Source organism: Mesorhizobium ciceri biovar biserrulae (assembly GCF_001618845.1).
Lineage (GTDB): Bacteria > Pseudomonadota > Alphaproteobacteria > Rhizobiales > Rhizobiaceae > Mesorhizobium > Mesorhizobium ciceri.
This window is the reverse complement of sequence record NZ_CP015064.1, coordinates 5,846,533-5,866,935: the sequence shown is the minus strand read 5'-3', so window position 1 is coordinate 5,866,935 and position 20,403 is coordinate 5,846,533. Positions and strand designations below refer to the sequence as shown.

The following is a 20,403-nucleotide window of genomic DNA, read 5'->3' as shown; positions in this document are numbered from 1 at the left end:
TCCAATGTTATCGGCGCTTGGCGTTCAGCAAGCTCACCAGGAATGTTTGAGGGTGCCGACGATTTTCAGCCGGTCGCCGTAGAATTCGGTCCCGTAATAGCTGGTTGTCAGATACTTCCGGTCAAACAGGTTCGTTGCGTTCAAGGCCAACGTCACGTCCTTGGTCATCTTGTAGCTAATCGCCGCATCCACCAGTGCGTAGCCGCCAATCGAAATGGTGTTCGCGTCATCCCCGTAGGTTTGTCCGATATAGCGCAGGCCGCCGCCGATGGTCAGGTCGCCACGCGGTCCTTCCTCGGGAAGCGTATAGTCAACCCAGGCTGACGCCAGGTGGCGAGGAACGCGCTGCGGCCGATTGCCGGCATTCCCGCCAATGCCGTCTTCCAGGATCTCGGCATCCCAGTAGGAATAGGCAAGCGTCAGGTTCAGGTTTTCCGCGATGGCGGCCTTGCCCTCGAGTTCGATGCCGCGGACGCCAACCTTGCCGATCTGCTGCTGGACAACAGGCGTGACATAGGTCGGAACATTGGTTTGGGTAAGGTCGAAGACCGCGGCTGTGAACAGGCCGTCGAAGCCGTCGGGCTTGTACTTGATGCCTGCCTCATACTGTTTGCCCTCCTGAGGCTTCAACGAGCCCGAGACCGCATACCCGTTGGCGCTTGGCGACACGAGCGGCTGGAAGCTTTCCGAATAGTTGGCGTAGACCGCGAGGTTCGGCGTGAATTTGTAGGTCAGGCCGGCGCGCTTGGTGAAGGCCGATGCGGTGTCGTCGTCCTGCGTTCCCAGGTCGAGATAATCAGCTGTCGTCTGCACGCGGTCCCAGCGCCCGCCCAAGGTGACGATCCAGCGGTCGTCAAACGTCAATTGCTCCTGGGCATAGACACCGACCGCCTGCTGCTTGACCCGCCAGTTCACATAGGGGCCGAGGTTGATGCAGGACAGACCGCAATAGGTCGGGTTGTCGATGTCGATGGGGCCGGCAGTGCCGAAGAGGATGTTTTCATGGGTGTTGTCGTTGGCGTAGTCGACGCCGACAAGCGTCTTGCTGGCGACCCGGTCCCAGCCCGTATCGTATTGCAACTGATTGTCGAAGGCATAGCGGTTGGACAGGCCGCCGACCGAAAATGCCGTGCGGTCCGCCGTGGGGTCAAGCGACGCGCCGTAGACCTCGGCGTAGTCGAGGCTCAAATGCGTGTAGCGGGCATTGGAGCGGAAGGTGAGGTTCTCGTTGAACTCATGCTCGAACTGGTAGCCGATATCGACCTGCTCGGTGTTGAAGCGGTTGAAATCCGGCTCGCCCAGGAAGGTGCCGATGTCGATATTGGCGCCGGCCGGGGTGCCGCGTGCGCCTGTGCCATCTCGCTTGTAATAGTCAGTCAGGATGGAGAGCGAGGTTCCTTCCTCGGGCTTGATGGTCAACGCGGGTGCGATGTAAAGCCGGTCGTCGTTGGAATAATCCCATCCTTGATCGCCATCCTTGGCCAGCCCGGTAAGCCGATAGGTCCACACGCCATCGGGGCCGATCGGTCCGCCAAAATCAACGCCAATCTCCTTGGTGGCGTCGCCATAGGACGTGTAAATCTCCCCCTGCTTCTGGTCCAGCGGCCGCTTGGTAATGGCGTTCACCAATCCGCCAGGGCCGTTGAGACCAAAAAGCGTCGATGTCGATCCCTTCAGGACCTCCACGCGCTGAAGTCCGTAAGGTTCGAGACGGCTGGCCGTGAACCAGGCTGGGATGCGCGCCGTCAAGCCGTCGCGATAGGTACCGAGCGATGTCTGGTCGAAACCGCGGATGCGAATATAGTCGTATCGGTCATCGTTGCCGAACTCGTCGGTGAGGACGCTGGATGTGTAGGCCACGGCCTGCTGGAGGCTTTCGACATGGCGCGCCTCCAGTTCCTTTTGGGTTACAACTGAAACCGAGGCGGGAACGTCGACGATCGGCGTATCGGTCTTGGTGGCGGTCGCCGTATCCTTGGCGACGATCGTTTGATCGGGCCCGCCAACGCGGTCCGACTTGCCGGTGACGACGATCGTTTCCAGTTGAGTTGCATCGTCCGGCGAAACGTCCTGGGCCCGGCCGGTCCCCACCATTCCAAAAGATGCCGCTATCAAGGCACTGCTCGCAATCAATCGCCTTGCCTGAATGCGCAGCAATGCCTGTCGACCAATCGTCATCTCTTATTCCCTATCAGACCAATTTCGAGCAGTTCGGCCGGTCACCGTTCCGGCCCTGCGCGAGCGCAATTAGTCAAAGCGGACAAAAAGAGTCAACTTAATAATCAAGAGATCCACGCCGGCGACAATCGTTGCGAAGCAGGGGGTGGAGGACGGCGCCGGACCTGCGGTCCGACTTCCCACGAGAAAAATACGGGCTTGGTTCGCGTAGCGGACGAAAGCCGGTTGCATGGCTTTCGAACAGTGAACGCCCGGCAGCGTCAAGGGTACGGCACCGAGCTTCGTTCATTGCATGAGGGCATGAAACATGCAGACATGGCGCCCGACACGGAACGGGTGCCGAGGGATCATGATGACGGTAGAGACAGTGCAGCGTGCGTCCGGGCGCGGCATCTGGGGATGGATGCTGTTCGACTGGGCGGCGCAGCCGTTCTTCACGGTCGTGACGACCTTCATCTTCGGACCTTACTTCGTCTCGCGCATGGCGAGCGATCCGGAGACCGGCCAGGCGGCCTGGGGCTACGGCATTGCCGCGGCAGGTCTTGTCATCGCCGTGCTGTCGCCCATCCTCGGCTCGATTGCCGACCAGACCGGCCCGCGCAAGCCCTGGATCGCATTCTTTGCCGCGGTCAAGGTCACCTGCCTTTGCATGCTTTGGTTCGCGGCCCCCGGTTCGAACCTTTTCCTGGTCGTGCTGTTCTTTTCGCTGGCGTCGGTCGCGGCCGAGTTTTCGACCGTGTTCAACGATTCGATGATGCCGCGCCTGGTGCCGAAGAGCGAGATCGGCCGAATCTCCAACATGGCCTGGGGCCTTGGTTATCTCGGCGGCATGATCGCGCTGATCTTCGTCGTCGCTTGCTTGGCCGGTTCGCCGGAGACCGGCAAGACGATCATCGGCACCGACCCGCTCTTTGGGCTCGACCCGAAGCTCGGCGAGGACGCGCGCGCAACCGGGCCTTTGTCAGCCGGCTGGTACTTCCTGTTCATCCTGCCGATGTTCTTTTTCACCCCCGATGCCATCAAGGGCCTGCCGATCGGCCCTGCGGTGCGAGAGGGGTTGGCGGAGCTGAAAGTGACGCTGGGCGAAGTGCGCAAGCGCAGCGGCATCTTCCGCTTCCTTGTCGCCCGCATGATCTATCAGGACGGTGTCAATGCGGTGCTGGCGCTGGGGGGCACTTTCGCAGCAGCGATGTTCCACTGGTCGATCACCGAAATCGGTATTTTCGGCATCATTCTCAACGTCGTCGCCATCTTCGGCTGCCTGGTTGCGGCCCGTCTCGACACGGCGCTTGGCTCAAAAACCATCGTCATGATCTCGCTGGTCCTGCTCAGCATCGCCACGATCGGCATCGTCTCGACCGGACCGGGCTATACTTTGTTCGGCCTCTGGATGATGCCTGGACCGGACAGTGGCGGCCTGTTCGGCACCGCAGCGGAAAAGGCCTACATCTTCTTCGGCCTGTTGATCGGTGTGGCTTTCGGGCCGGTGCAGGCGTCGTCGCGATCCTACATGGCGCGCAGCGTCACGGCGGCAGAATCCGGCCGCTATTTCGGCATTTATGCGCTGGCCGGACGGGCGACCAGTTTCCTGGCGCCGTTCATGGTCGCGTCCGTCACCTTGGCCAGCGGCTCGGCACGGCTCGGCATGGCGGTGATCGTGCTGTTCCTCGGGATCGGCATAGCGATCCTGGTCAAGACGCCCTATCCGGCGGACCGGCCGGCGGAGTGAGTTCTTTCTTCCTTCTCCCCCTGTGGGGTGAGCGGCCGGTTCGCGAAGCGAATTCATCGTGCCAGTGGCACGATGAAAGGCTGGCGAACGCCGGGACGCTGCGGAGCAGCGGGGACCCGGCAGGGCGGATCGGCCACCGCCCGGCCCTTCGCAGGCTCAGGGCGTTCGAAGCTCGAAAAGCCAAGCAATTGGCTTTTCGTTCGCTGCGCGAACCGCTTCTCACCCCGCAAGGGGAGAAGGAAGAAGTGCGTCAATGCCTGAAATGCCGGACGCCCGTAAACACCATGGCGATGCCGTGCTCGTCGGCAGCGGCGATGACGTCCTTGTCGTTCATCGAGCCACCCGGCTGGATAACGGCAGTGGCGCCGGCGGCGATCGCCGACAGCAATCCGTCGGCGAAGGGGAAGAAGGCGTCGGAGGCGACGACCGAGCCCTTGGTCAGCGGTTCGGCAAGGCCGGCGGCCTCGGCGGCGTCGAGTGCCTTGCGGGCAGCGATGCGTGAGGAGTCGACCCGGCTCATCTGGCCGGCGCCGATGCCGACGGTGGCGCCGTCCCTGACGTAGACGATGGCGTTGGACTTGACGTGCTTGGCGATGCGGAAGGCGAATTTCAGGTCGGCCATTTCGACCGGCGTCGGCGCCCTCTTGGTCACCACCTTCAGTTCGAGGTCGTCGACGACGGCGTTGTCCCGGCCCTGGATGAGCAGACCGCCGGCGACGGATTTGACCGTCGTGCCCGGCGTGCGCGGATCCGGCAGCCCACCGGTGACCAGCAGGCGCAAATTCTTCTTCGCCGCGACGATGGCCGCTGCCTCGTCAGTGGCGCCGGGCGCTATGATGACTTCGGTGAAGGTTTTTACGATCTCTTCCGCCGCCTCGGCGTCGAGGGTGCGGTTGACCGCGATGATGCCGCCGAAGGCCGAAACCGGGTCGCAGGCGAGCGCCTTGGCGTAGGCGGCTTTCAGCGAGGCGCCTTCGGCAACGCCGCACGGGTTGGCGTGCTTGATGATGGCGACGGCGGCGGAACGCGCCGGATCGAACTCGCCGACCAGCTCGAAGGCGGCGTCGGTGTCGTTGATGTTGTTGTAGGACAGCTGCTTGCCCTGCAACTGACGCGCCGTGGCGACGCCCGGCCGCTTGTCGCCATCGATATAGAAGCCGGCGCTCTGATGCGGGTTCTCGCCATAGCGCATCACCTCGACCAGCCTGCCGCCAAAGGCACGCCACGTCGGGTGTTCGATCTCGAGCGCTTCGGCGAACCAGCCGGAGATCGCCGCGTCATAGCTGGCGGTGCGGGCGAAGGCCTTGGCGGCCAGCTTCTTGCGGAAATCCAGCGACAGCGAGCCGATGTTCATCTCCAGCGCGTTCAGCACCGAGGCATAGTCGCCGGGATCGGTGACGATGGCGACATAGGCGTGGTTCTTGGCCGAGGCGCGGATCATGGCCGGGCCGCCAATGTCGATGTTCTCGACGATCGATGCGTAGTCGGCGCCGGAGCGGCGGACCTCCTCGAACGGATAGAGATTGGAGACGACGAGATCGATCGGCTCGATGCCGTATTTGCGCATTGCCGCTGAATGCTCCGGATCGTCGCGCACGCCAAGCAGCGCGCCATGCACGCCGGGATGCAAGGTCTTGACGCGGCCATCCATGATCTCGGGAAAGCCGGTGAGCTCGGAGACGTCGCGCACCGGAAGGCCCGCGTCAGCGATCGCCTTTGCCGTGCCGCCGGTCGAGACCAGCTCGACGCCTGCGGCTGCCAGCGCCTTGGCGAAATCGATGAGGCCGGTTTTGTCGAAAACGGAGAGCAGGGCGCGGCGCACGGGAACAAGGTCTGGTGCGGGAATGTTCTTGGCGGCGACGGCCATGGGCTGGCGGCCTTTCACGACTGGTGTGGTGGATGCCCGCGCCCGTAGCACATGCCGCCCGGAAATCAAACCGGCGGTCAGGTAGGTCAGTTGTTTTCCGGATAACCGGCGATGCTGGTGCGGGTCAGCTGCCAGTGGACTTCGGCGATTTCCGAGGCCTTGAAGGCAAGCACGATCTGGCGGCTGCGGCGCGGGCCGCCAAGACCGGCGAAATAGATCGATTCCTCGACCTCCGGCACCACTTCGGCCGATGTGAACACCCAGGTGTCGGCCTGATCGGCGGCCAGCACCAGGCGGTCATGCTCGTCCTGCAAAAGGTTGACATCGGGATGAACGTGGAAGCGGACGGTGACGAAGTCGCGGCCATTGTTGCGGATCGCGGCACTGCCGGGGCGCTGGAAGCGGTCCCGGCCGGCCAGCACATTGCCGTTCGACGACAGCTTCAGCTCGCGCTCATGCAGGAAACCAAAGCGCGCGACATAGCCGTCATGGCGGGCGATGAAACCCTGAACGCCTTTCTGGTCGGTGCGCTTGCACTGCACATGCTGCGGGCCGCCGATCAACGGCGAACCGAGCAGGTCGTTGACGCGCAACGAGTGGCTGAAGCGCGCCGACGAGGTGTCGTTGATGGTGGCGGTCGAGTGCGCGGCGGTGGCGCGCGCCAGCGGCCGGAATTCAGCCGCGCCGTAGGTGTCGATGCCGGCATTGACGATGTAGTGCTGGCGCCCGGACGACAGTTCGAAGGCAAGGCAGCTGGCATGTGCGGCATTGGACACGTCGACTGGCGGCGGCGGGCCGGTGTCGGCGATGACCGTGGTGCCGCCCATAGACAGGCGCTCATAGCCGGAATGCGGCGCATGCAGCAGCGGCGCGCCAGCGGTGTCGTCGTGGCGCAGGATGGTGGCGATGCGGTCGTGGATGGTGGCGCCCATGCCGTTGAAGCGGGCGAGGCTGCCATCCTGATGGCGGAAGAAGCGCAGCGCCGGCAGCATGCGGTCGATGGCGCCGATCAGCGCCTGCGGCGGGGTTTCCGCCTGGTTGGCATAGGTCTGGCGCAGTGGCAGGAGGTCGGCGAGGATTTCCAGGACGACCATCGGATTGCGCGAAATGTGCCCGCCATCGGCGAGGATCTGGCGGTCGAGTTCCTCGGCAAGATTGCGGGTCGCGCCACGCAGCGCCGATGCCGGCGCCGGCAGGGACAAGGCAGCGAAGGCGAGCGCGATGCGGGCCCGCAGCCTGTCCTTGCCGTCGGGCATTTCGCGCGCCATCGACCTGAGGTAGCGGATCTGCATGGCAACCGACTTCAGGAAGGCGCGGTAGAAAGGGAACTCGGCGCCCTGCAATACGACCGAGGAGTGCTGCAACCAGGCGATGATGCGCTTGGCCGTCGTGCCGGGCTCCCAGGCGATGCCGGAAATATGGCTGCCATGCATGGTGATCCAATCGGAGACCAGGGCGCGGGCATTGGCAGCGGCAAGCTCCGTGCCGGCGGCGCGCATATGGCGCAGCCAGCGAAAGCCGTGCAGCGTCTTCTGCCACCCGTGATTGGGCACGTTGATCTGGAAAGGCGACTTGCCGCCGGTCTCGACCAGATGCCCCGACAGGGGATAGCGGCCGTAATAGATCTCGAGTGCGATCTGCGGGTCGGCGAGGCGCAGGTCCGGCGGTGCGATCAGCACACGTTCCGGCGTGCGGCCGGAATAGCGCCAGCGATAGACAGGCCCGGCGCGCAGGCGCCGGCGCGTTTTGCGCCAGAACTCCTTCGCGACAAGCGTCCACAGACGCGTCGTGCTGCTGGCAGCCAGTGCCAAAACCCCTCCTGATCGTCCTCTACCCCGGCGCCGAGTCTACATGATTGCACGATTCGTGCGAAGGCGAATTCCACGAGCCCGGGCCGGTTCACCTGCTTCTGCCCCCGGTCCTGCCTAAAAAAGGCAGCAAATCCGGCAGTTCAAGCCCTAGCCGGCTCGCCGCATGCGAGCGGCGAAGAAGCCGTCGAGGCCTGAGCGTTCCGGCGCGCCGAGGTCCAGGTCGGCGGGCGTGGTGCGCAGCGTGCCTTGCGGCGTCAGGAATGGATCGATGCCGGCGATCTCGCCTTGCAGCAGCGGATCATTGGTGATTTCAGGCGTGCCGGCGAGAAAGGCGCGACAGAGATCCTCGCCTTCGAGCGGATCGAGCGAACAGTTGGAAAAGACGATCCTGCCGCCGGGCTTCACCAGCGTCACAGTGCGGGCGAGCAGCCTGCGCTGCAGGTCGGCCAGTTTTTCGACATCGGCCGAAGTCTTGGTCCATGGCACGTCGGGGTGCCGCCGCACCGTGCCGGTCGACGAGCAGGGCGCGTCGAGGAGAACGGCGTCGAACAATTCCTTCGGCTCGAATTTGAGCAGGTCGGCCTGGACGATCTCGGCGGACAGGCCGAGGCGCTCGAGATTCCGCGTCAGCCGCGCAAGCCGGTTTTTTGACGTGTCGACGGCGGTGACCTTCGCGCCGGCAACGATCAGCTGCGCGGTCTTGCCGCCGGGCGCGGCGCAGAGATCGGCAACCCGCAATCCCGTGACATCGCCGAACAGTCGGGCGGGCAGGCTGGCCGCGGCGTCCTGGACCCACCAGGCGCCCTCGGCAAAGCCAGGCAATTCGGTGACAGGACCGACAAGATTCTCGACCCGCACCGTGCCGGTCGGCAGGACGATGCCGCCGAGTTTTTCGGCCCAGAGTCCGGGATCGGCCTTGACCGAGAAGTCGACCGGCGCCTCAATGCGATGCGCTTCGAGGATCTGTCTGGCCTTTTCGTTGCCGTAGGTAGTCTTCAGCCTGTCGGAAAACCATTTGGGCGCCTCGTCGGTGGCGGCAAGGGCGGCAGGCAATTCCGTTTCCTTGGCCCGTGCCAGTGTGCGCAGCACGCCATTGACGAGGCCGGAGAACCGCACCGTGCGCGGATCGGACTTGGCATGGGTCACCGCAATGTCGACGGCGGCGCTGTCGGGAATATCGAGGAACAGGATCTGTGCGGCCGCCACATGCAATATGTGCGACAGCGCCGTGGCATTGGGCGGCAGCGGCTTTTCCAGGCGCCGCGCCAAGAGCCCCGATATGGTCATGCGATAGCGCAGCGCGGTGACCAGAATGGCGCGGACAAGGCCGCGATCGCGCAAATCGAGCGCCTTGTATTGCGGGTGGCCGTTCTCGTGATCGGTCAGCCCGTCAAGCGGTGTCCTGGCATCGATGACGGCGGCAAGCAGGCGGGCCGCTGCCTTGCGCGCGGCGAGACCGGCGACGAAGTCGCCGCCGTCCCTGTGTTCCTGATCACCTGAAACCGTGCGTCGAGGTCCTCTGTCCGCCACGCTCACGACCACCGGCCCCTGGGCCCGGTCGGATTGCGACCCCATGGGTTGGATTTGGGCTTGGCGGGCTCCGCCGGCTGCTCGGGCCGTGCTGTCTGATCCCACGGGCCGGATGGCCGCAGTTCGTCCGCCTGGCGTGGCGTTGGGGCCTGGCGCGGTGCAGCCCGGCTTTCGCTGCCGGCCATGTCGCGCGCCATCGCCTGCAAGGCTGCAATGCGGTTCTCAGTGGCGGGGTGGGTGGAGAACAGGCTGTCCATGCGCTCGCCGTGAAGGGGATTGATGATGAAGAGATGCGCGGTCGCGGGATTGCGCTCGGCATCGGGGTTGCGGATGCGTTCGGCGCCGCGGGCGATCTTGTCAAGCGCCGATGCCAGCCAGAGCGGGTGTCCACAGATTTCGGCGCCACGTCGGTCGGCCTCGTATTCGCGGGTGCGGCTGACCGCCATCTGCACGACCATCGCGGCAAAGGGCGCTACGATCATCGCCGCCAGCACGCCGACAAAGCCGAACGGATTGTTGTCGCGATTGCCACTGAAAAAGAAGGCGAAATTGCCGAGCATCGAAATGGCACCGGCAAAGGTGGCGACGATCGTCATGGTCAGCGTGTCGCGGTGCTGCACATGGGCGAGTTCGTGCGCCATGACGGCTGCGACCTCTTCAGGCGTCAGCGCCTGCAACAGGCCGGTGGAGGCAGCGACCGCCGCGTTCTGCGGGTTGCGGCCGGTGGCAAAGGCGTTCGGCTGCGGATTGTCGATCAGGTAGGTCTTCGGCATGGGCAGGCCGGCCTGTTTGGCGAGCGACTGGACGATGGCGTAATATTCGGGCGCGTTCTTCTCGTCGACCTCGACGGCACGGTTCATCGACAGCACCATCTTGTCGGCATTCCAGTAGCTGAACAGATTGGTGCCGGCGGCGATCAGCAGCGCGATCATCATGCCGCCGGTTCCGCCGATCAAAAAGCCGACGCCCATGAACAGCGCGGTCATCGCGGCAAGAAGCATGGCGGTGCGAAGTGTGTTCATCGTCTGCTCCTGTCCAGGTGATAGCGAAAAGGGGTCGATCCGCTTCGTCTCATCGCTATATGATGGGAAACACCAGTTCCCGTTTCAATCCGCTGGAAATATCGCATGAACGACGAAGCCAGTAAAACCGATGCCGAGCTTGCCCATGATGTCGAGCCAAAGGCGCTGACGCCGGAAGCCAGACGTGCGCTCGCGGAAGCCGAAGCAAGGCGTGCAAAGTACCTGGAAAAGGAAGCCTCGGCGCCGAAGGAAATCGGCGGCCGCGGCGGCAAGGAGCCAGGGCGCTACGGCGACTGGGAGGTAAAGGGCCTGACCAGCGATTTCTAGACGCCGCCTAGGCGGCGTTGCGCTGCGGCTCGAGCGCGATCCAGCCACGCTCGTCGACGGTGATGCCCACCATGTCGTAGCCCGCGATCGCGGCGTGTTGCGTTGGCAAGGGGTGCTTGTGCGTGGCGCTGATGACCATGACCGCCGCGCCCGCCGCTTCGGCTGCCGCTATGCCGGCCGGGGCATCCTCGAACACGAGGCAGTCGCGCGCGTCGAAGCCGAGCCGTTCCGCACCAAGCCGGAAGCAATCGGGCGCCGGCTTGCCGCGGGAGACATCTTCCGCTGCGACGATGACCGCCGGGACGGGGATGCCGGCGGCCTTCATGCGCAACAGCGCCAGCTCACGTGGGGCGGAGGTTACGATCGCCCAGCGTTCGGGCGGCAGCGAGTCGAGAAATGCCACGGCGCCGGCGATCTGGATAATGCCATCGAGATCGGCCGCCTCGGCCTTCAGCAGCAGATCAGCCTCGTGTGCCGGGTCAACGCCCGGCAGTGCCAGGCCGGTGATGGTCTCGATCGCGCGTACGCCATGGATCGTCGGCAGGAAGGCAGCGACGTTAAGGCCCTGGCGGCGTGCCCAATCGCTCCACACCCGTTCCGCCGAGGCGATGGAGTTGATGAGCGTGCCGTCCATGTCGAAGAGGAAGGCCGCGAATTTTCTGCCTGAATACATGATTTTCCTTGAGTCCGGGGAGCGCTGGTGGGGTTGCCGAACCTAACGTCTCGACCGCGGCAGGGGAAGACACGGGGTGGGCTTTTCGATCGGCCCAGGGAACCACGGTATCCTCCGGGCGTTTGGGAAGGACTGCTTCTCACAAGATCGAAGGGGGGACCAACGATGCTGATCCGGCTCGGCTATGAAATCGCCATCGAATGCGTAGCCGCCACGCCGGTGATTTCAGTGCTCGAGATCCATCGGGACAGGCAGGCTGATATCAAGCGGCAGACGCGGGTGCTGACCTCGCCCGCGGTGCCGACAAGGCTGTACCACGATCTGCATGGCAATGCCTGCCGGCGCTTCACAGCGCCCGCCGGTGGTTTTCGCATCCTGTACGACGCGGTCGTCGAGGACAGCGGCGAGACGGACGAGGTAAACACGCTGGCCAGGGAAGTGCCGGTGGCGGACCTGCCGGACGAAGTTCTCGGTTATCTCCTGGGCAGCCGCTATTGCGAGACGGATCATCTGAGCAGCCTGGCCTGGCAGCTCTTCGGCGACATTCCGTCCGGTTGGGCGCGCGTGCAGGCTATCGTCGACTATGTCCACAACCGGCTGTCGTTCGGCTATGGCTATGCGCGCTCGACCCGCACGGCGGCTCAGGCGCATGAGGAACGCGTCGGGGTCTGCCGCGACTTCGCTCATCTGGCGATCACGCTTTGCCGCTGCATGAATATTCCGGCACGCTATGTGAACGGCTATCTCGGTGATATCGGCGTGCCAGCCGATCCGGCACCGATGGACTTTTCGGCGTGGCTGGAAGTGTTCCTCGACGGCAAATGGTACACGTTCGATCCTCGCCACAACACGCCAAGAATCGGCCGCATCGTCATCGCCCGCGGCCGCGACGCCACCGACGTGCCGCTGCTGCATAGTTTCGGCGCCCACCGGCTCAGCCTGTTCAAGGTATGGACCTATGAACAGGAAGGCAATCTGTTCAACCCGCCCTACCACGGTATCGACAGGACCGTCGGCGCACAGATGCTGGCCTAAAGGTATGTCGATTCAGGTGAGGCCGGTCTGCAAATGACGGCTTTCTGAGCTTCCGGTGCTCACGGACCAAATGTCCGCTCCGCTCCGGTTCTCGAAAGCCATCATTTTCGACCTGGCCTTACCTGAATCTCAACACCCCTTGGGGCGCGGCCAAAAGCGGCCCTGGTTTTCAAACGTGATGGCGCTTTGGTCTTTCGATGGCCGGAGGCGTTGGATCCGATCATTTCGCGCCTTGCAGTCTCGGGACAACTGGCCCGCTTCGGCACACGGACCCTGTCCCGCAACAGGACGTCATCGGGATTCCGTGATTGCTTCGTCTTGAGCATGGTAACCGGCTCGTAAACGCAGCCGCGGCCGCGCTTTTCTGTTTACCAGTCATTCACCTTTGCGGAGCTTGAAGCCGAACAAAAACAATGATTTGGCGGCAAGCGGCCGGCCTTTTGCCAGCCAGCGGCGTCATCCGGCGGGAATCCTGCATTGCCCTGTCCGCGGCGACGAGGCCGAGGCGAATGGAGGCTGTAGGATGCGGAATTACGGGGGTCTTGTTCACGCGGTCGGCGGGTTCGCCAGGGATCGCGGTGGAAATTTCGCAATCCTGTTCGGCCTCAGCGCCTCGGTCTTGGCGCTGGCTGTTGGCTTCTCGGTCAACGTATCGCAGCTCTACAATGCCAGATCGAGCCTCCAAGGCGTCGTCGACGCCGCGGTCACATCGACGGCACGCGACCTAACGACCGGCGCCATCAAGGAAGCCGATGCCAACAAATCGGTGCAGGCCTTTCTCGACGCCAACAGCCAGGCAGGCATTCTGCAGGCCGACCAGATCGTACTCGACAGGCTGATCGTCAACAGGACCGCCAAGACGGTCCAGGCTGACGCCCATGTCGATGTCGGGCTGTATTTCCCGATTTTTGGCACGGGCGACATGAAACGCGTCGCCGCCTCCACGACGGCGCTCTATTCGGACAAGACCGTCGAAGTGGCGATGATGCTCGACATAACGGGGTCGATGGCCAAGCGCGGCAAGGTCGACAAAATCGGCGATCTGAAAACAGCTGCAAAAAACGCCGTCCAGACGATGCTGCAGAAACAGGATCCGCAGAACCCCCGCATCCGCGTCGCGATTGTGCCTTACGCATCTGGCGTCAACGCCGGCAAGCTGGCGGAAAACGTCTATGCCGAAAAACAAGCCAGCACTGAGCTCCCACCCGTCGCCGGCAGTCCGCTTCTCGTCGCCAAGACGGGCAAAAATCTGCTGCCGTCCTTCAGCGACTACATCTCCATTGTCGGCGCGGCGATGCCACGCCCCGACAATTGCGCCACCGAGCGCAAGGACAAGAACGGCAACGCGGATATGAGCGCCGACGGCCCGGATACTGTCCGCACCGACGGGAACGGCAAGAAATACTATGCCCTGGTCAACCGGGACGATCATCTCGGTGACGGGGACATGAACAGGTGTCCTGATGCGAAAGTGATCCCGCTGACCGCCGATTCCGATGCCTTGCTTGGATCGATCGAGGACTTCCGGGCCAATGGGTTTACGGCCGGCGCGATCGCCATTCAGTGGACCTATTATATGCTGTCGCCGCAATGGCGCACTGCGATCAGGAATGCCGGTCTTGGCAAGGGTGCCTCGGATGCCGATCCGAAGAAGATCGCCAAGGTCGCGATCCTGATGACCGATGGCCAGTTCAATACGGCCTTCGCCGGTGCTGGGGACAGCTACAACAGGCAGGGCACCCTTGCGCGCGGCAACGCCGAAACGCTGTGCGACAACATGAAAAACGACGGCATCGAGATTTTCACCATCGGCTTCGATCTGGACGACAAGGATATGTCGACAACCGAGCGGGACCAGGCAAAGGCGGTGCTGAAGGATTGTTCGTCGAAGGATACCTCCGCCGCCAAGAGGCATTTCTTCGACGTGTCCACCGGAGCCGAATTGGACGACGCCTTTCAGGAAATCATTCGCAACACCGAAAAGGTCGCATTGACCCAGTAGTCTGGTCCGCAAACGGAAAAGGCCGCCGCTTCTTTCGAAGCCGGCGGCCTTCCGTGTTTCCGTCCGTGGCGCGGCCCATAGCGATGACCTATCAGGTCAGCCGCCGCGCATTTCGCGCCTTAACGGGAAGACTGCTTCCCGAAAGTGCAATCCGCTGAGGCCACGTTCTGGAAAACGAAATCACTCGACATCGGATCACCTCCTTTCGATTTGTTGAACACATACTCATGATGGGGTGCATTGCAGCAAAAGACAAGGTGCAGGTCTGAAATTAACCAACGGGCGGGCCTGGTGCGGGCCGGCTTGCGATTGCCAGGCCGACCGGGCAAACTTCTGCCCCGGAGCCAGCATTCGGAGGAATCGCATGGAGGCAGCCGAAAAGGCCGCTCGCATCGTTCGAACGGTGATCGAAACATTGAAGCCGGGTTTTGCGGTCAGGCTGTGGACCGGGGAGCGGATAGGCCCCGCCACTGGTCCGGTGCTCACCATCAACGACCAGGACATCGTCTGGCAGATCGTGAAGCGACCGTCCCTGTCGACGCTGATCGAGATGTGGATTTCCAAGACCATCGACATCGAAGACGGGACGATCTTCGATTTTTATGCCCTGCCGTCGCAAGGCAAGCTCAGAACCAAGCTCAAGTCGCTGCCGAAAATGGCGATCCTGCGCGACCTGCCTTCCGTGCTTTTGGCACGCAAGCAGATGAGCGCGCGGACCGATCTGTCGGGGCGCAATCCCTATGTCAGCGGTTCGAGCCAGGAGGCGATCCAGCATCACTATGACATCTCGAACGCCTTCTACCGGCTCTTTCTCGACGAGCGCATGGTCTATAGCTGCGGCTACTTCAAGGATTTCGCCAATGGCATCGACCAGGCGCAGGTCGACAAGCTCGACCACATCTGCCGCAAGCTCCGGCTGAAACCGGGCGAACGACTGCTCGACATCGGTTGCGGCTGGGGCGCCATGCTGATCCATGCGGCGAAGAACTACGGCGTCGTCGGCCACGGTGTGTCGCTGTCGCAGGCGCAGACCGAGCTGGCCCGCGAACGCATTCGCGCCGAGGGGCTGGAGGACCGCATCACCATCGAGATCAAATCCTATGCGGAACTCACCGGCAGCTTCGACAAGATCTCGTCGATCGGCATGTTCGAACATCTCGGGCTCGCCAACCATGCGACTTATTTCAAGACCATTCATCGCCTGCTGAAGCCGGGCGGCATCTATCTGCACCACGCCATCACCCGGCGCAGCAAGGGCGACATCAAGAAGACCTTGCGCAAGGGGCCGGAGTTCAAGGCGCTGCTCAAATATATCTTTCCCGGCGGCGAACTCGACACCATCGGCATGACAACAGGCAATCTCGAGGCGCATGGTTTTCTCGTCTACGATGTCGAGAACCTGCGCGAGCACTATGCCCGCACCTGCAGGCTGTGGGCCGAGCGGCTGCAGGCCCGCTTCGATGAGGCAATCGCCGACGTGGGCGAGGCCAGGGCGCGGCTATGGCTGCTTTACCTGACGGGCTGTTCGATCACCTTCGAGCGCGCATCGGCACAGATTTTCCAGACCGTCGTGACCAAGCGCGCGCGCGGTCCAAGCGGCCTGCCGCCGACACGGGCGGATCTGTATCGATAGCTTACAGGAAGCGCATCGCGTCGCCGACTTCGACGCGCGCCGGCCTGTCGACCGTGCAATAGACGCCGAGGTTATGGGCGTTGTGACGGACCAGGTTGCGCAGGATCGCCGGATCATGGTCGAAGCCATCCTGGGCGACAATGGTGAAACCGCAGCGGCGGCAGGGTTCCGAGATGGTCAGCAGGAGATCGCCGACGGCAAGCTTGCGGCCGATCCATTCCGTTTCGGGAAACGAGCCTTCGATCGCCGCCATGTCGACAACGATGTTGGGGCGGAAGCGGCGCGGGTCGGCGACCCCTTCCGGGTGCAATGCTTTCAGGCGTGCCAGCGAAGCCGTGGTCAATAGATGAATCGGCGCCTTGCGGTAGCGCTCCGCGGTCAGCGGGCCGGCATAGTCAGGCCCGGTATTCTCGCGGCGAAACGGACGGAGCGAGGCCTCGAAGCCGAGATAGGCCGACACCGCGCGGTCGCTCTCGATGCTTGGCGCGGCCAGCCAGTCGCCCTCGGGAACGGCAATCTCGAGTTCCAGGGTCGGCGACAGCCGGGTGCGGATGCGCGGCACCTTGTGCCATTTCGCGTCGCGGTCCGGTCGTGCGATCTCGTTGTCGGACACGTCGACAAGGCCGAACAGGCGGTCGCCGTCGATGCTCTCGACGTCGACCGAGATTGTTTTCAGGCGCTCGCCGGCAAGCGAACTCGCCGGATAGCGCCAGAGTTCGCTGACAGTGCCCAGCGCGGCCTGCATCAGCTCTTCTTGTTCTGCCGGTTGGCGACCAGATCATCGACGACGGCCGGGTCGGCCAGCGTCGAGGTGTCACCCAGGGCAGAAAAATCGTCCTCGGCGATCTTGCGCAGGATGCGACGCATGATCTTGCCGGAACGCGTCTTCGGCAGGCCCGGCGCGAACTGGATCTTGTCGGGCGAAGCGATGGCGCCGATCTCCTTGCGGACATGGGCAACAAGCTCCTTGCGCAGCTCTTCGGTCGGTTCGGCACCCTTCATCAAGGTGACGTAGCTGTAGATGCCCTGGCCCTTGATGTCGTGCGGATAGCCCACGACCGCGGCCTCGGAAACCTTCTCATGGCTGACCAGCGCCGATTCGACTTCGGCCGTGCCCATGCGGTGGCCGGAGACGTTGATGACGTCGTCGACGCGGCCGGTGATCCAGTAATAGCCGTCGGCGTCGCGGCGGCAGCCGTCACCGGTGAAGTACTTGCCCTTGTAGGTCGAAAAATAGGTCTGCACGAAGCGGTCGTGATCGCCATAGACGGTGCGCATCTGGCCCGGCCAGGAATCTGTGATGCACAGATTGCCGTCGGCCGCACCTTCCAGCACCTTGCCCTCGCCGTCGACCAGCTGCGGCTTGATGCCGAAGAAAGGCCGCGTCGCCGAACCCGCCTTGAGGTCGGTCGCACCTGGCAGCGGCGTGATCAGGATGCCGCCGGTCTCGGTCTGCCACCAGGTGTCGACGATCGGCACCTTGCCGTTGCCGACGACGTTGAAATACCACTCCCAGGCTTCCGGGTTGATCGGCTCGCCGACCGAACCCAGCACGCGCAGCGATTTGCGCGACGTCTTCTTCACGTGCGCATCGCCGGCGCCCATCAGCGCGCGCAACGCCGTCGGCGCGGTGTAGAAGATATTGACCTTGTGCTTGTCGATGACTTCCCAGAAGCGCGACTGCGACGGATAGTTCGGCACGCCTTCGAACATCAGCGTGGTGGCGCCGTTGGCGAGCGGGCCGTAGACGATGTAGCTGTGGCCGGTTACCCAGCCGACATCGGCGGTGCACCAGTAGATGTCGCCGTCATGGTAGTCGAAGACATATTGGTGGGTCATCGAGACGTAGACGAGATAGCCGGCGGTGGTGTGCAGCACGCCCTTCGGCTTGCCGGTCGAACCCGACGTGTAGAGAATGAACAGCGGGTCCTCGGCCTTCATCTTCTCGGGCTTGCATTCGGCTTTCACCGTCGCGATCTCGTCGTGATACCAGACGTCGCGGGCTGAAACCCAGCCGGTCTTGCCGCCGGTGCGGCGCACGACCACCACCTTTTCGACTTTCGTTCCGGCTTTCGCGGCGATCTCGATCGCCCTGTCGGTGTTTTCCTTCAAAGGGATCGGCTTGCCGCCGCGCAGGCCTTCGTCAGCCGTGATAACGAAGGTCGACTTGCAGTCGTCGATGCGGCCGGCCAGCGCATCCGGCGAGAAACCGCCGAAGACGATCGAATGGACGGCGCCGATGCGCGTGCAGGCCAGCATCGCATAGGCGGCTTCCGGGATCATCGGCATGTAGATGGTGACTCGATCGCCTTTCTTGACGCCGTGTTTCTTCATCACATTGGCGAGCCGGCAGACATGCTCGTAGAGCTCGTTATAGGTGACCTTCTTGTCGTCGTAGGGATTGTCGCCTTCCCAAATGATGGCGGTCTGGTTGCCGCGCTTCTTCAGATGCCGGTCGATGCAGTTGTAGGAAACGTTGGTCAGTCCGTCCTCGAACCATTTAATCGAGACCTTGCCGTCGAAGGAGGTGTTCTTGACCTTGCTGAACGGCTTGAACCAGTCGATGCGCTTGCCGTGCTTGCCCCAGAATTTGTCCGGGTTCTTGACGCTGTCGGCATACCATTTCAGGTAGGTGTCATTGTCGATCAGCGCGTTTTTCTTCCACGCCGGCTGGACGCGATGGACATGAACCTCGGACATTCCTGACTTTCCTCCCGAACCAATCGCCGGCTTGAAATGCCGGCGGGATCGCGGCGACACGGCCGCGAATTCGGCGGCATTATTACCAGTTCCGCCGTTACGGCAACATTAGACGTTGGATTCGCGCGGCGGGATGCCGCAGGGGGCTTCTCCAGGGCTGTCAGCACTCGAAGAGGTGCGCTGCTAACTGCATGTTTTCGCATGCTAAAGCCGGTTCAGATGAAGAAAAAATCAATAGACGGTTAATCAGCGGCGCGCACAATCAGCCGTGGGAGGACAGGCGAATCAACCTGGGGACCGTCATGCGCGACCATGCCGAAATGGACCTGATGCTCAAAGGCTATGGCTTGACCACTGCCAAGATTCTTTATCACTTTCCCGATCACCCGCATCTGCTGCAGAGCTTCATCTGGCAGGACTACGATCTCGCGCCGAAGTTTCCGGTGCTGATCAAGTTCATCGAATTCTGGAAGGCCAAGCTGGACGGGCCGCTGCATTCGATCAGCTATACGCATCAGAAGCTGATCGCGCCGAACGAATGGCGCAAGGTGGATGGGGAGTTTGTGCTGCACTAGGGGCAAGTTTCGCAGCAACGGCTTCTTGAGGTCGGCGTTCTACGACGCCCCCCTCTGTCCTGCCGGACATCTCCCCCTCAAGTGGGCAGATTGGCAGCTCCACCGACAACGCCGCCCCTTGTTACGCCTGCGATTGGCGAAAGTCGCCGCGACATCCGATCTCCCCCCTTGAGGGGGAGATGGCCGGCAGGCCAGAGGGGGGCGCTGGCCCGCGAACCTTGCGCCATGACGGCCCGATGCGCTCAAACCACCGGCGGGTTCAACCGGGCAAAGCCTTCCTGCCGCCGATACGGGAAGTACGGGTAGGGCGCGGTGACTTCGCTTGCCGCGTCGAGCTGCCTTATCTGCTCCGGCGTCAAGGTCCAGCCGACGGCACCGAGGTTCTGGCGCAACTGCTCCTCGTTGCGGGCGCCGATGATGACCGACGATACGGTCGGGCGCTGCAGCAGCCAGTTGATGGCGATCTGCGGCACGGTCTTGCCGGTTTCTTCGGCCACGACATCGAGGGCATCCATCACTCGATAGAGATGCTCGTCCTCGACCGGCGGACCGAAGCTTGCCGTGTCGTGCAGCCGGCTCTGTTCCGGCAGGAGCTGGCCACGGCGGATCTTGCCGGTCAGGCGGCCCCAGCCAAGCGGGCTCCACACCAATGCACCGACGCCCTGGTCGAGGCCGAGCGGCATCAGCTCCCACTCATAGTCGCGGCCGACCAGCGAATAGTAGACCTGATGGGCGACATAGCGCGGATAGCCTTGGCTGTCGGCTTGCGCCAACGACTTCATCACTTGCCATCCGGAGAAGTTGGAGACGCCGACATAGCGCAGCTTGCCGGCACGGATCAGGTTGTCCAGCGTCGACAGCACCTCCTCGATCGGCGTGCCGGCATCGAAGGCGTGTAGCTGCAAAAGGTCGATGTAGTCGGTGCCGAGGCGCCTCAGCGCATCATCCACGGATCTGATCAGCCGCGAACGTGACGAGCCGTAATCGCCCGGCCCATCGCCCATCGGCAGCGCGGTCTTGGTCGAGATCAGCACGGCATCGCGGCGGCCTTTTATCGCGTCGCCAAGCACCTGTTCAGAAGCGCCGTTCGAATAGACGTCGGCCGTGTCGAACAAATTGACACCAGCCTCCAGGCAGATGTCGATCAGCCGCCGCGCTTCCCTGGCGTCGCTGTTGCCCCAGGCGCCGAACAGCGGGCCGGAACCGCCAAAGGTTCCCGCACCGAATGAGAGTGCGGGCACTTTCAAGCCCGATGCACCGAGACGTCGATAATCCATCTTTTTACTCCTGGTGGTATGAAGGGTGTCGGAAGGGTTTGCCG

The 20,403-nt window shown here is 63.0% G+C and carries 15 protein-coding genes; 6 read left to right on the top strand and 9 right to left on the bottom strand.

Annotated features, from left to right (window positions below):
- Positions 1 to 33 precede the first annotated feature (33 nt).
- Positions 34 to 2,178 carry a TonB-dependent siderophore receptor gene (locus A4R29_RS27690; protein WP_063173298.1) on the bottom strand — a complete coding sequence of 715 codons (2,145 nt, stop codon included), beginning with the start codon at positions 2,176 to 2,178 and terminating at the stop codon, positions 34 to 36.
- A 352-nt stretch (positions 2,179 to 2,530) separates the two neighbouring features.
- Between A4R29_RS27690 and A4R29_RS27685 the strand changes: the two genes are divergently transcribed.
- Positions 2,531 to 3,907 carry an MFS transporter gene (locus A4R29_RS27685; RefSeq protein ID WP_027163687.1) on the top strand — a complete coding sequence of 459 codons (1,377 nt, stop codon included), beginning with the start codon at positions 2,531 to 2,533 and terminating at the stop codon, positions 3,905 to 3,907.
- A 250-nt stretch (positions 3,908 to 4,157) separates the two neighbouring features.
- On the opposite strand, the gene purH is transcribed toward A4R29_RS27685, so the two are convergent.
- From purH to htpX, 4 genes are all read right to left on the bottom strand, one after another.
- A complete protein-coding gene (purH, locus tag A4R29_RS27680) occupies positions 4,158 to 5,774 on the bottom strand; it encodes a bifunctional phosphoribosylaminoimidazolecarboxamide formyltransferase/IMP cyclohydrolase (RefSeq protein WP_063173297.1) in 1,617 nt (538 codons plus the stop codon).
- 86 nt (positions 5,775 to 5,860) lie between these two features.
- Positions 5,861 to 7,585, bottom strand: coding sequence for a heparinase II/III family protein (locus tag A4R29_RS27675; RefSeq protein WP_013529012.1), 1,725 nt, complete (start codon positions 7,583 to 7,585; stop codon positions 5,861 to 5,863).
- 147 nt (positions 7,586 to 7,732) lie between these two features.
- The gene (locus A4R29_RS27670) at positions 7,733 to 9,160 is read right to left on the bottom strand and encodes an RsmB/NOP family class I SAM-dependent RNA methyltransferase (RefSeq protein ID WP_063173296.1); all 1,428 of its coding nucleotides are present in this window, start codon (positions 9,158 to 9,160) and stop codon (positions 7,733 to 7,735) included.
- Positions 9,118 to 10,137 (bottom strand): zinc metalloprotease HtpX, encoded by a 1,020-nt coding sequence (gene htpX, locus A4R29_RS27665; protein WP_027163684.1) that lies wholly within the window; start codon positions 10,135 to 10,137, stop codon positions 9,118 to 9,120. The genes A4R29_RS27670 and htpX overlap by 43 nt, the downstream gene beginning before the upstream one ends.
- A gap of 105 nt (positions 10,138 to 10,242) precedes the next feature.
- Between htpX and A4R29_RS27660 the strand changes: the two genes are divergently transcribed.
- On the top strand, positions 10,243 to 10,464 hold the full coding sequence (locus tag A4R29_RS27660) for a DUF1674 domain-containing protein (protein WP_013529015.1): 222 nt from the start codon (positions 10,243 to 10,245) through the stop codon (positions 10,462 to 10,464).
- A 7-nt stretch (positions 10,465 to 10,471) separates the two neighbouring features.
- On the opposite strand, the gene A4R29_RS27655 is transcribed toward A4R29_RS27660, so the two are convergent.
- Positions 10,472 to 11,137 carry an HAD-IA family hydrolase gene (locus A4R29_RS27655; protein WP_027163683.1) on the bottom strand — a complete coding sequence of 222 codons (666 nt, stop codon included), beginning with the start codon at positions 11,135 to 11,137 and terminating at the stop codon, positions 10,472 to 10,474.
- 165 nt (positions 11,138 to 11,302) lie between these two features.
- On the opposite strand from A4R29_RS27655, the gene A4R29_RS27650 reads away from it, so the two are divergent.
- The 3 genes from A4R29_RS27650 (at position 11,303) to A4R29_RS27640 (ending at position 15,807) form a co-directional block, all read left to right on the top strand.
- Positions 11,303 to 12,172, top strand: coding sequence for a transglutaminase-like domain-containing protein (locus tag A4R29_RS27650; protein ID WP_013529017.1), 870 nt, complete (start codon positions 11,303 to 11,305; stop codon positions 12,170 to 12,172).
- A gap of 523 nt (positions 12,173 to 12,695) precedes the next feature.
- Positions 12,696 to 14,174 (top strand): TadE/TadG family type IV pilus assembly protein, encoded by a 1,479-nt coding sequence (locus A4R29_RS27645; protein ID WP_027163682.1) that lies wholly within the window; start codon positions 12,696 to 12,698, stop codon positions 14,172 to 14,174.
- Positions 14,175 to 14,538: 364 nt separating this feature from the next.
- Entirely contained in the window at positions 14,539 to 15,807 is a 1,269-nt protein-coding gene (locus A4R29_RS27640) for an SAM-dependent methyltransferase (RefSeq protein WP_027163681.1), read from the top strand.
- A 1-nt stretch (position 15,808) separates the two neighbouring features.
- Here the strand turns inward: A4R29_RS27640 and A4R29_RS27635 are convergent, their stop codons facing one another.
- Together A4R29_RS27635 and acs are read right to left on the bottom strand one after the other, a co-directional pair.
- Positions 15,809 to 16,552: an MOSC domain-containing protein gene (locus A4R29_RS27635; protein WP_024504213.1), complete on the bottom strand. Its 744-nt coding sequence runs from the start codon at positions 16,550 to 16,552 to the stop codon at positions 15,809 to 15,811.
- Positions 16,552 to 18,507, bottom strand: a complete 1,956-nt coding sequence (gene acs, locus A4R29_RS27630; RefSeq protein WP_063173295.1) for an acetate--CoA ligase — start codon at positions 18,505 to 18,507, stop codon at positions 16,552 to 16,554. Before acs ends, A4R29_RS27635 begins: the two co-directional genes overlap by 1 nt.
- Before the next feature lie 302 nt (positions 18,508 to 18,809).
- On the opposite strand from acs, the gene A4R29_RS27625 reads away from it, so the two are divergent.
- Entirely contained in the window at positions 18,810 to 19,082 is a 273-nt protein-coding gene (locus A4R29_RS27625; RefSeq protein WP_013529022.1) for an usg protein, read from the top strand.
- 242 nt (positions 19,083 to 19,324) lie between these two features.
- Here A4R29_RS27625 and A4R29_RS27620 read toward each other — a convergent pair whose 3' ends face one another.
- Positions 19,325 to 20,359: an aldo/keto reductase gene (locus tag A4R29_RS27620; protein ID WP_024504215.1), complete on the bottom strand. Its 1,035-nt coding sequence runs from the start codon at positions 20,357 to 20,359 to the stop codon at positions 19,325 to 19,327.
- Positions 20,360 to 20,403 lie beyond the last annotated feature (44 nt).

Excerpts from the sequence above, each read along its gene's own strand:
- acs (WP_063173295.1), bottom strand. The coding sequence starts at position 18,507 with ATGTCCGAGGTTCATGTCCATCGCGTCCAGCCGGCGTGGAAGAAAAAC.
- A4R29_RS27660 (WP_013529015.1), top strand. The coding sequence starts at position 10,243 with ATGAACGACGAAGCCAGTAAAACCGATGCCGAGCTTGCCCATGATGTC.
- A4R29_RS27690 (WP_063173298.1), bottom strand. The coding sequence starts at position 2,178 with ATGACGATTGGTCGACAGGCATTGCTGCGCATTCAGGCAAGGCGATTG.
- A4R29_RS27650 (WP_013529017.1), top strand. The coding sequence starts at position 11,303 with ATGCTGATCCGGCTCGGCTATGAAATCGCCATCGAATGCGTAGCCGCC.
- A4R29_RS27645 (WP_027163682.1), top strand. The coding sequence starts at position 12,696 with ATGCGGAATTACGGGGGTCTTGTTCACGCGGTCGGCGGGTTCGCCAGG.
- A4R29_RS27670 (WP_063173296.1), bottom strand. The coding sequence starts at position 9,160 with ATGGGGTCGCAATCCGACCGGGCCCAGGGGCCGGTGGTCGTGAGCGTG.
- htpX (WP_027163684.1), bottom strand. The coding sequence starts at position 10,137 with ATGAACACACTTCGCACCGCCATGCTTCTTGCCGCGATGACCGCGCTG.
- A4R29_RS27640 (WP_027163681.1), top strand. The coding sequence starts at position 14,539 with ATGGAGGCAGCCGAAAAGGCCGCTCGCATCGTTCGAACGGTGATCGAA.
- A4R29_RS27685 (WP_027163687.1), top strand. The coding sequence starts at position 2,531 with ATGACGGTAGAGACAGTGCAGCGTGCGTCCGGGCGCGGCATCTGGGGA.
- purH (WP_063173297.1), bottom strand. The coding sequence starts at position 5,774 with ATGGCCGTCGCCGCCAAGAACATTCCCGCACCAGACCTTGTTCCCGTG.
- A4R29_RS27635 (WP_024504213.1), bottom strand. The coding sequence starts at position 16,552 with ATGCAGGCCGCGCTGGGCACTGTCAGCGAACTCTGGCGCTATCCGGCG.
- A4R29_RS27620 (WP_024504215.1), bottom strand. The coding sequence starts at position 20,359 with ATGGATTATCGACGTCTCGGTGCATCGGGCTTGAAAGTGCCCGCACTC.
- A4R29_RS27655 (WP_027163683.1), bottom strand. The coding sequence starts at position 11,137 with ATGTATTCAGGCAGAAAATTCGCGGCCTTCCTCTTCGACATGGACGGC.
- A4R29_RS27625 (WP_013529022.1), top strand. The coding sequence starts at position 18,810 with ATGCGCGACCATGCCGAAATGGACCTGATGCTCAAAGGCTATGGCTTG.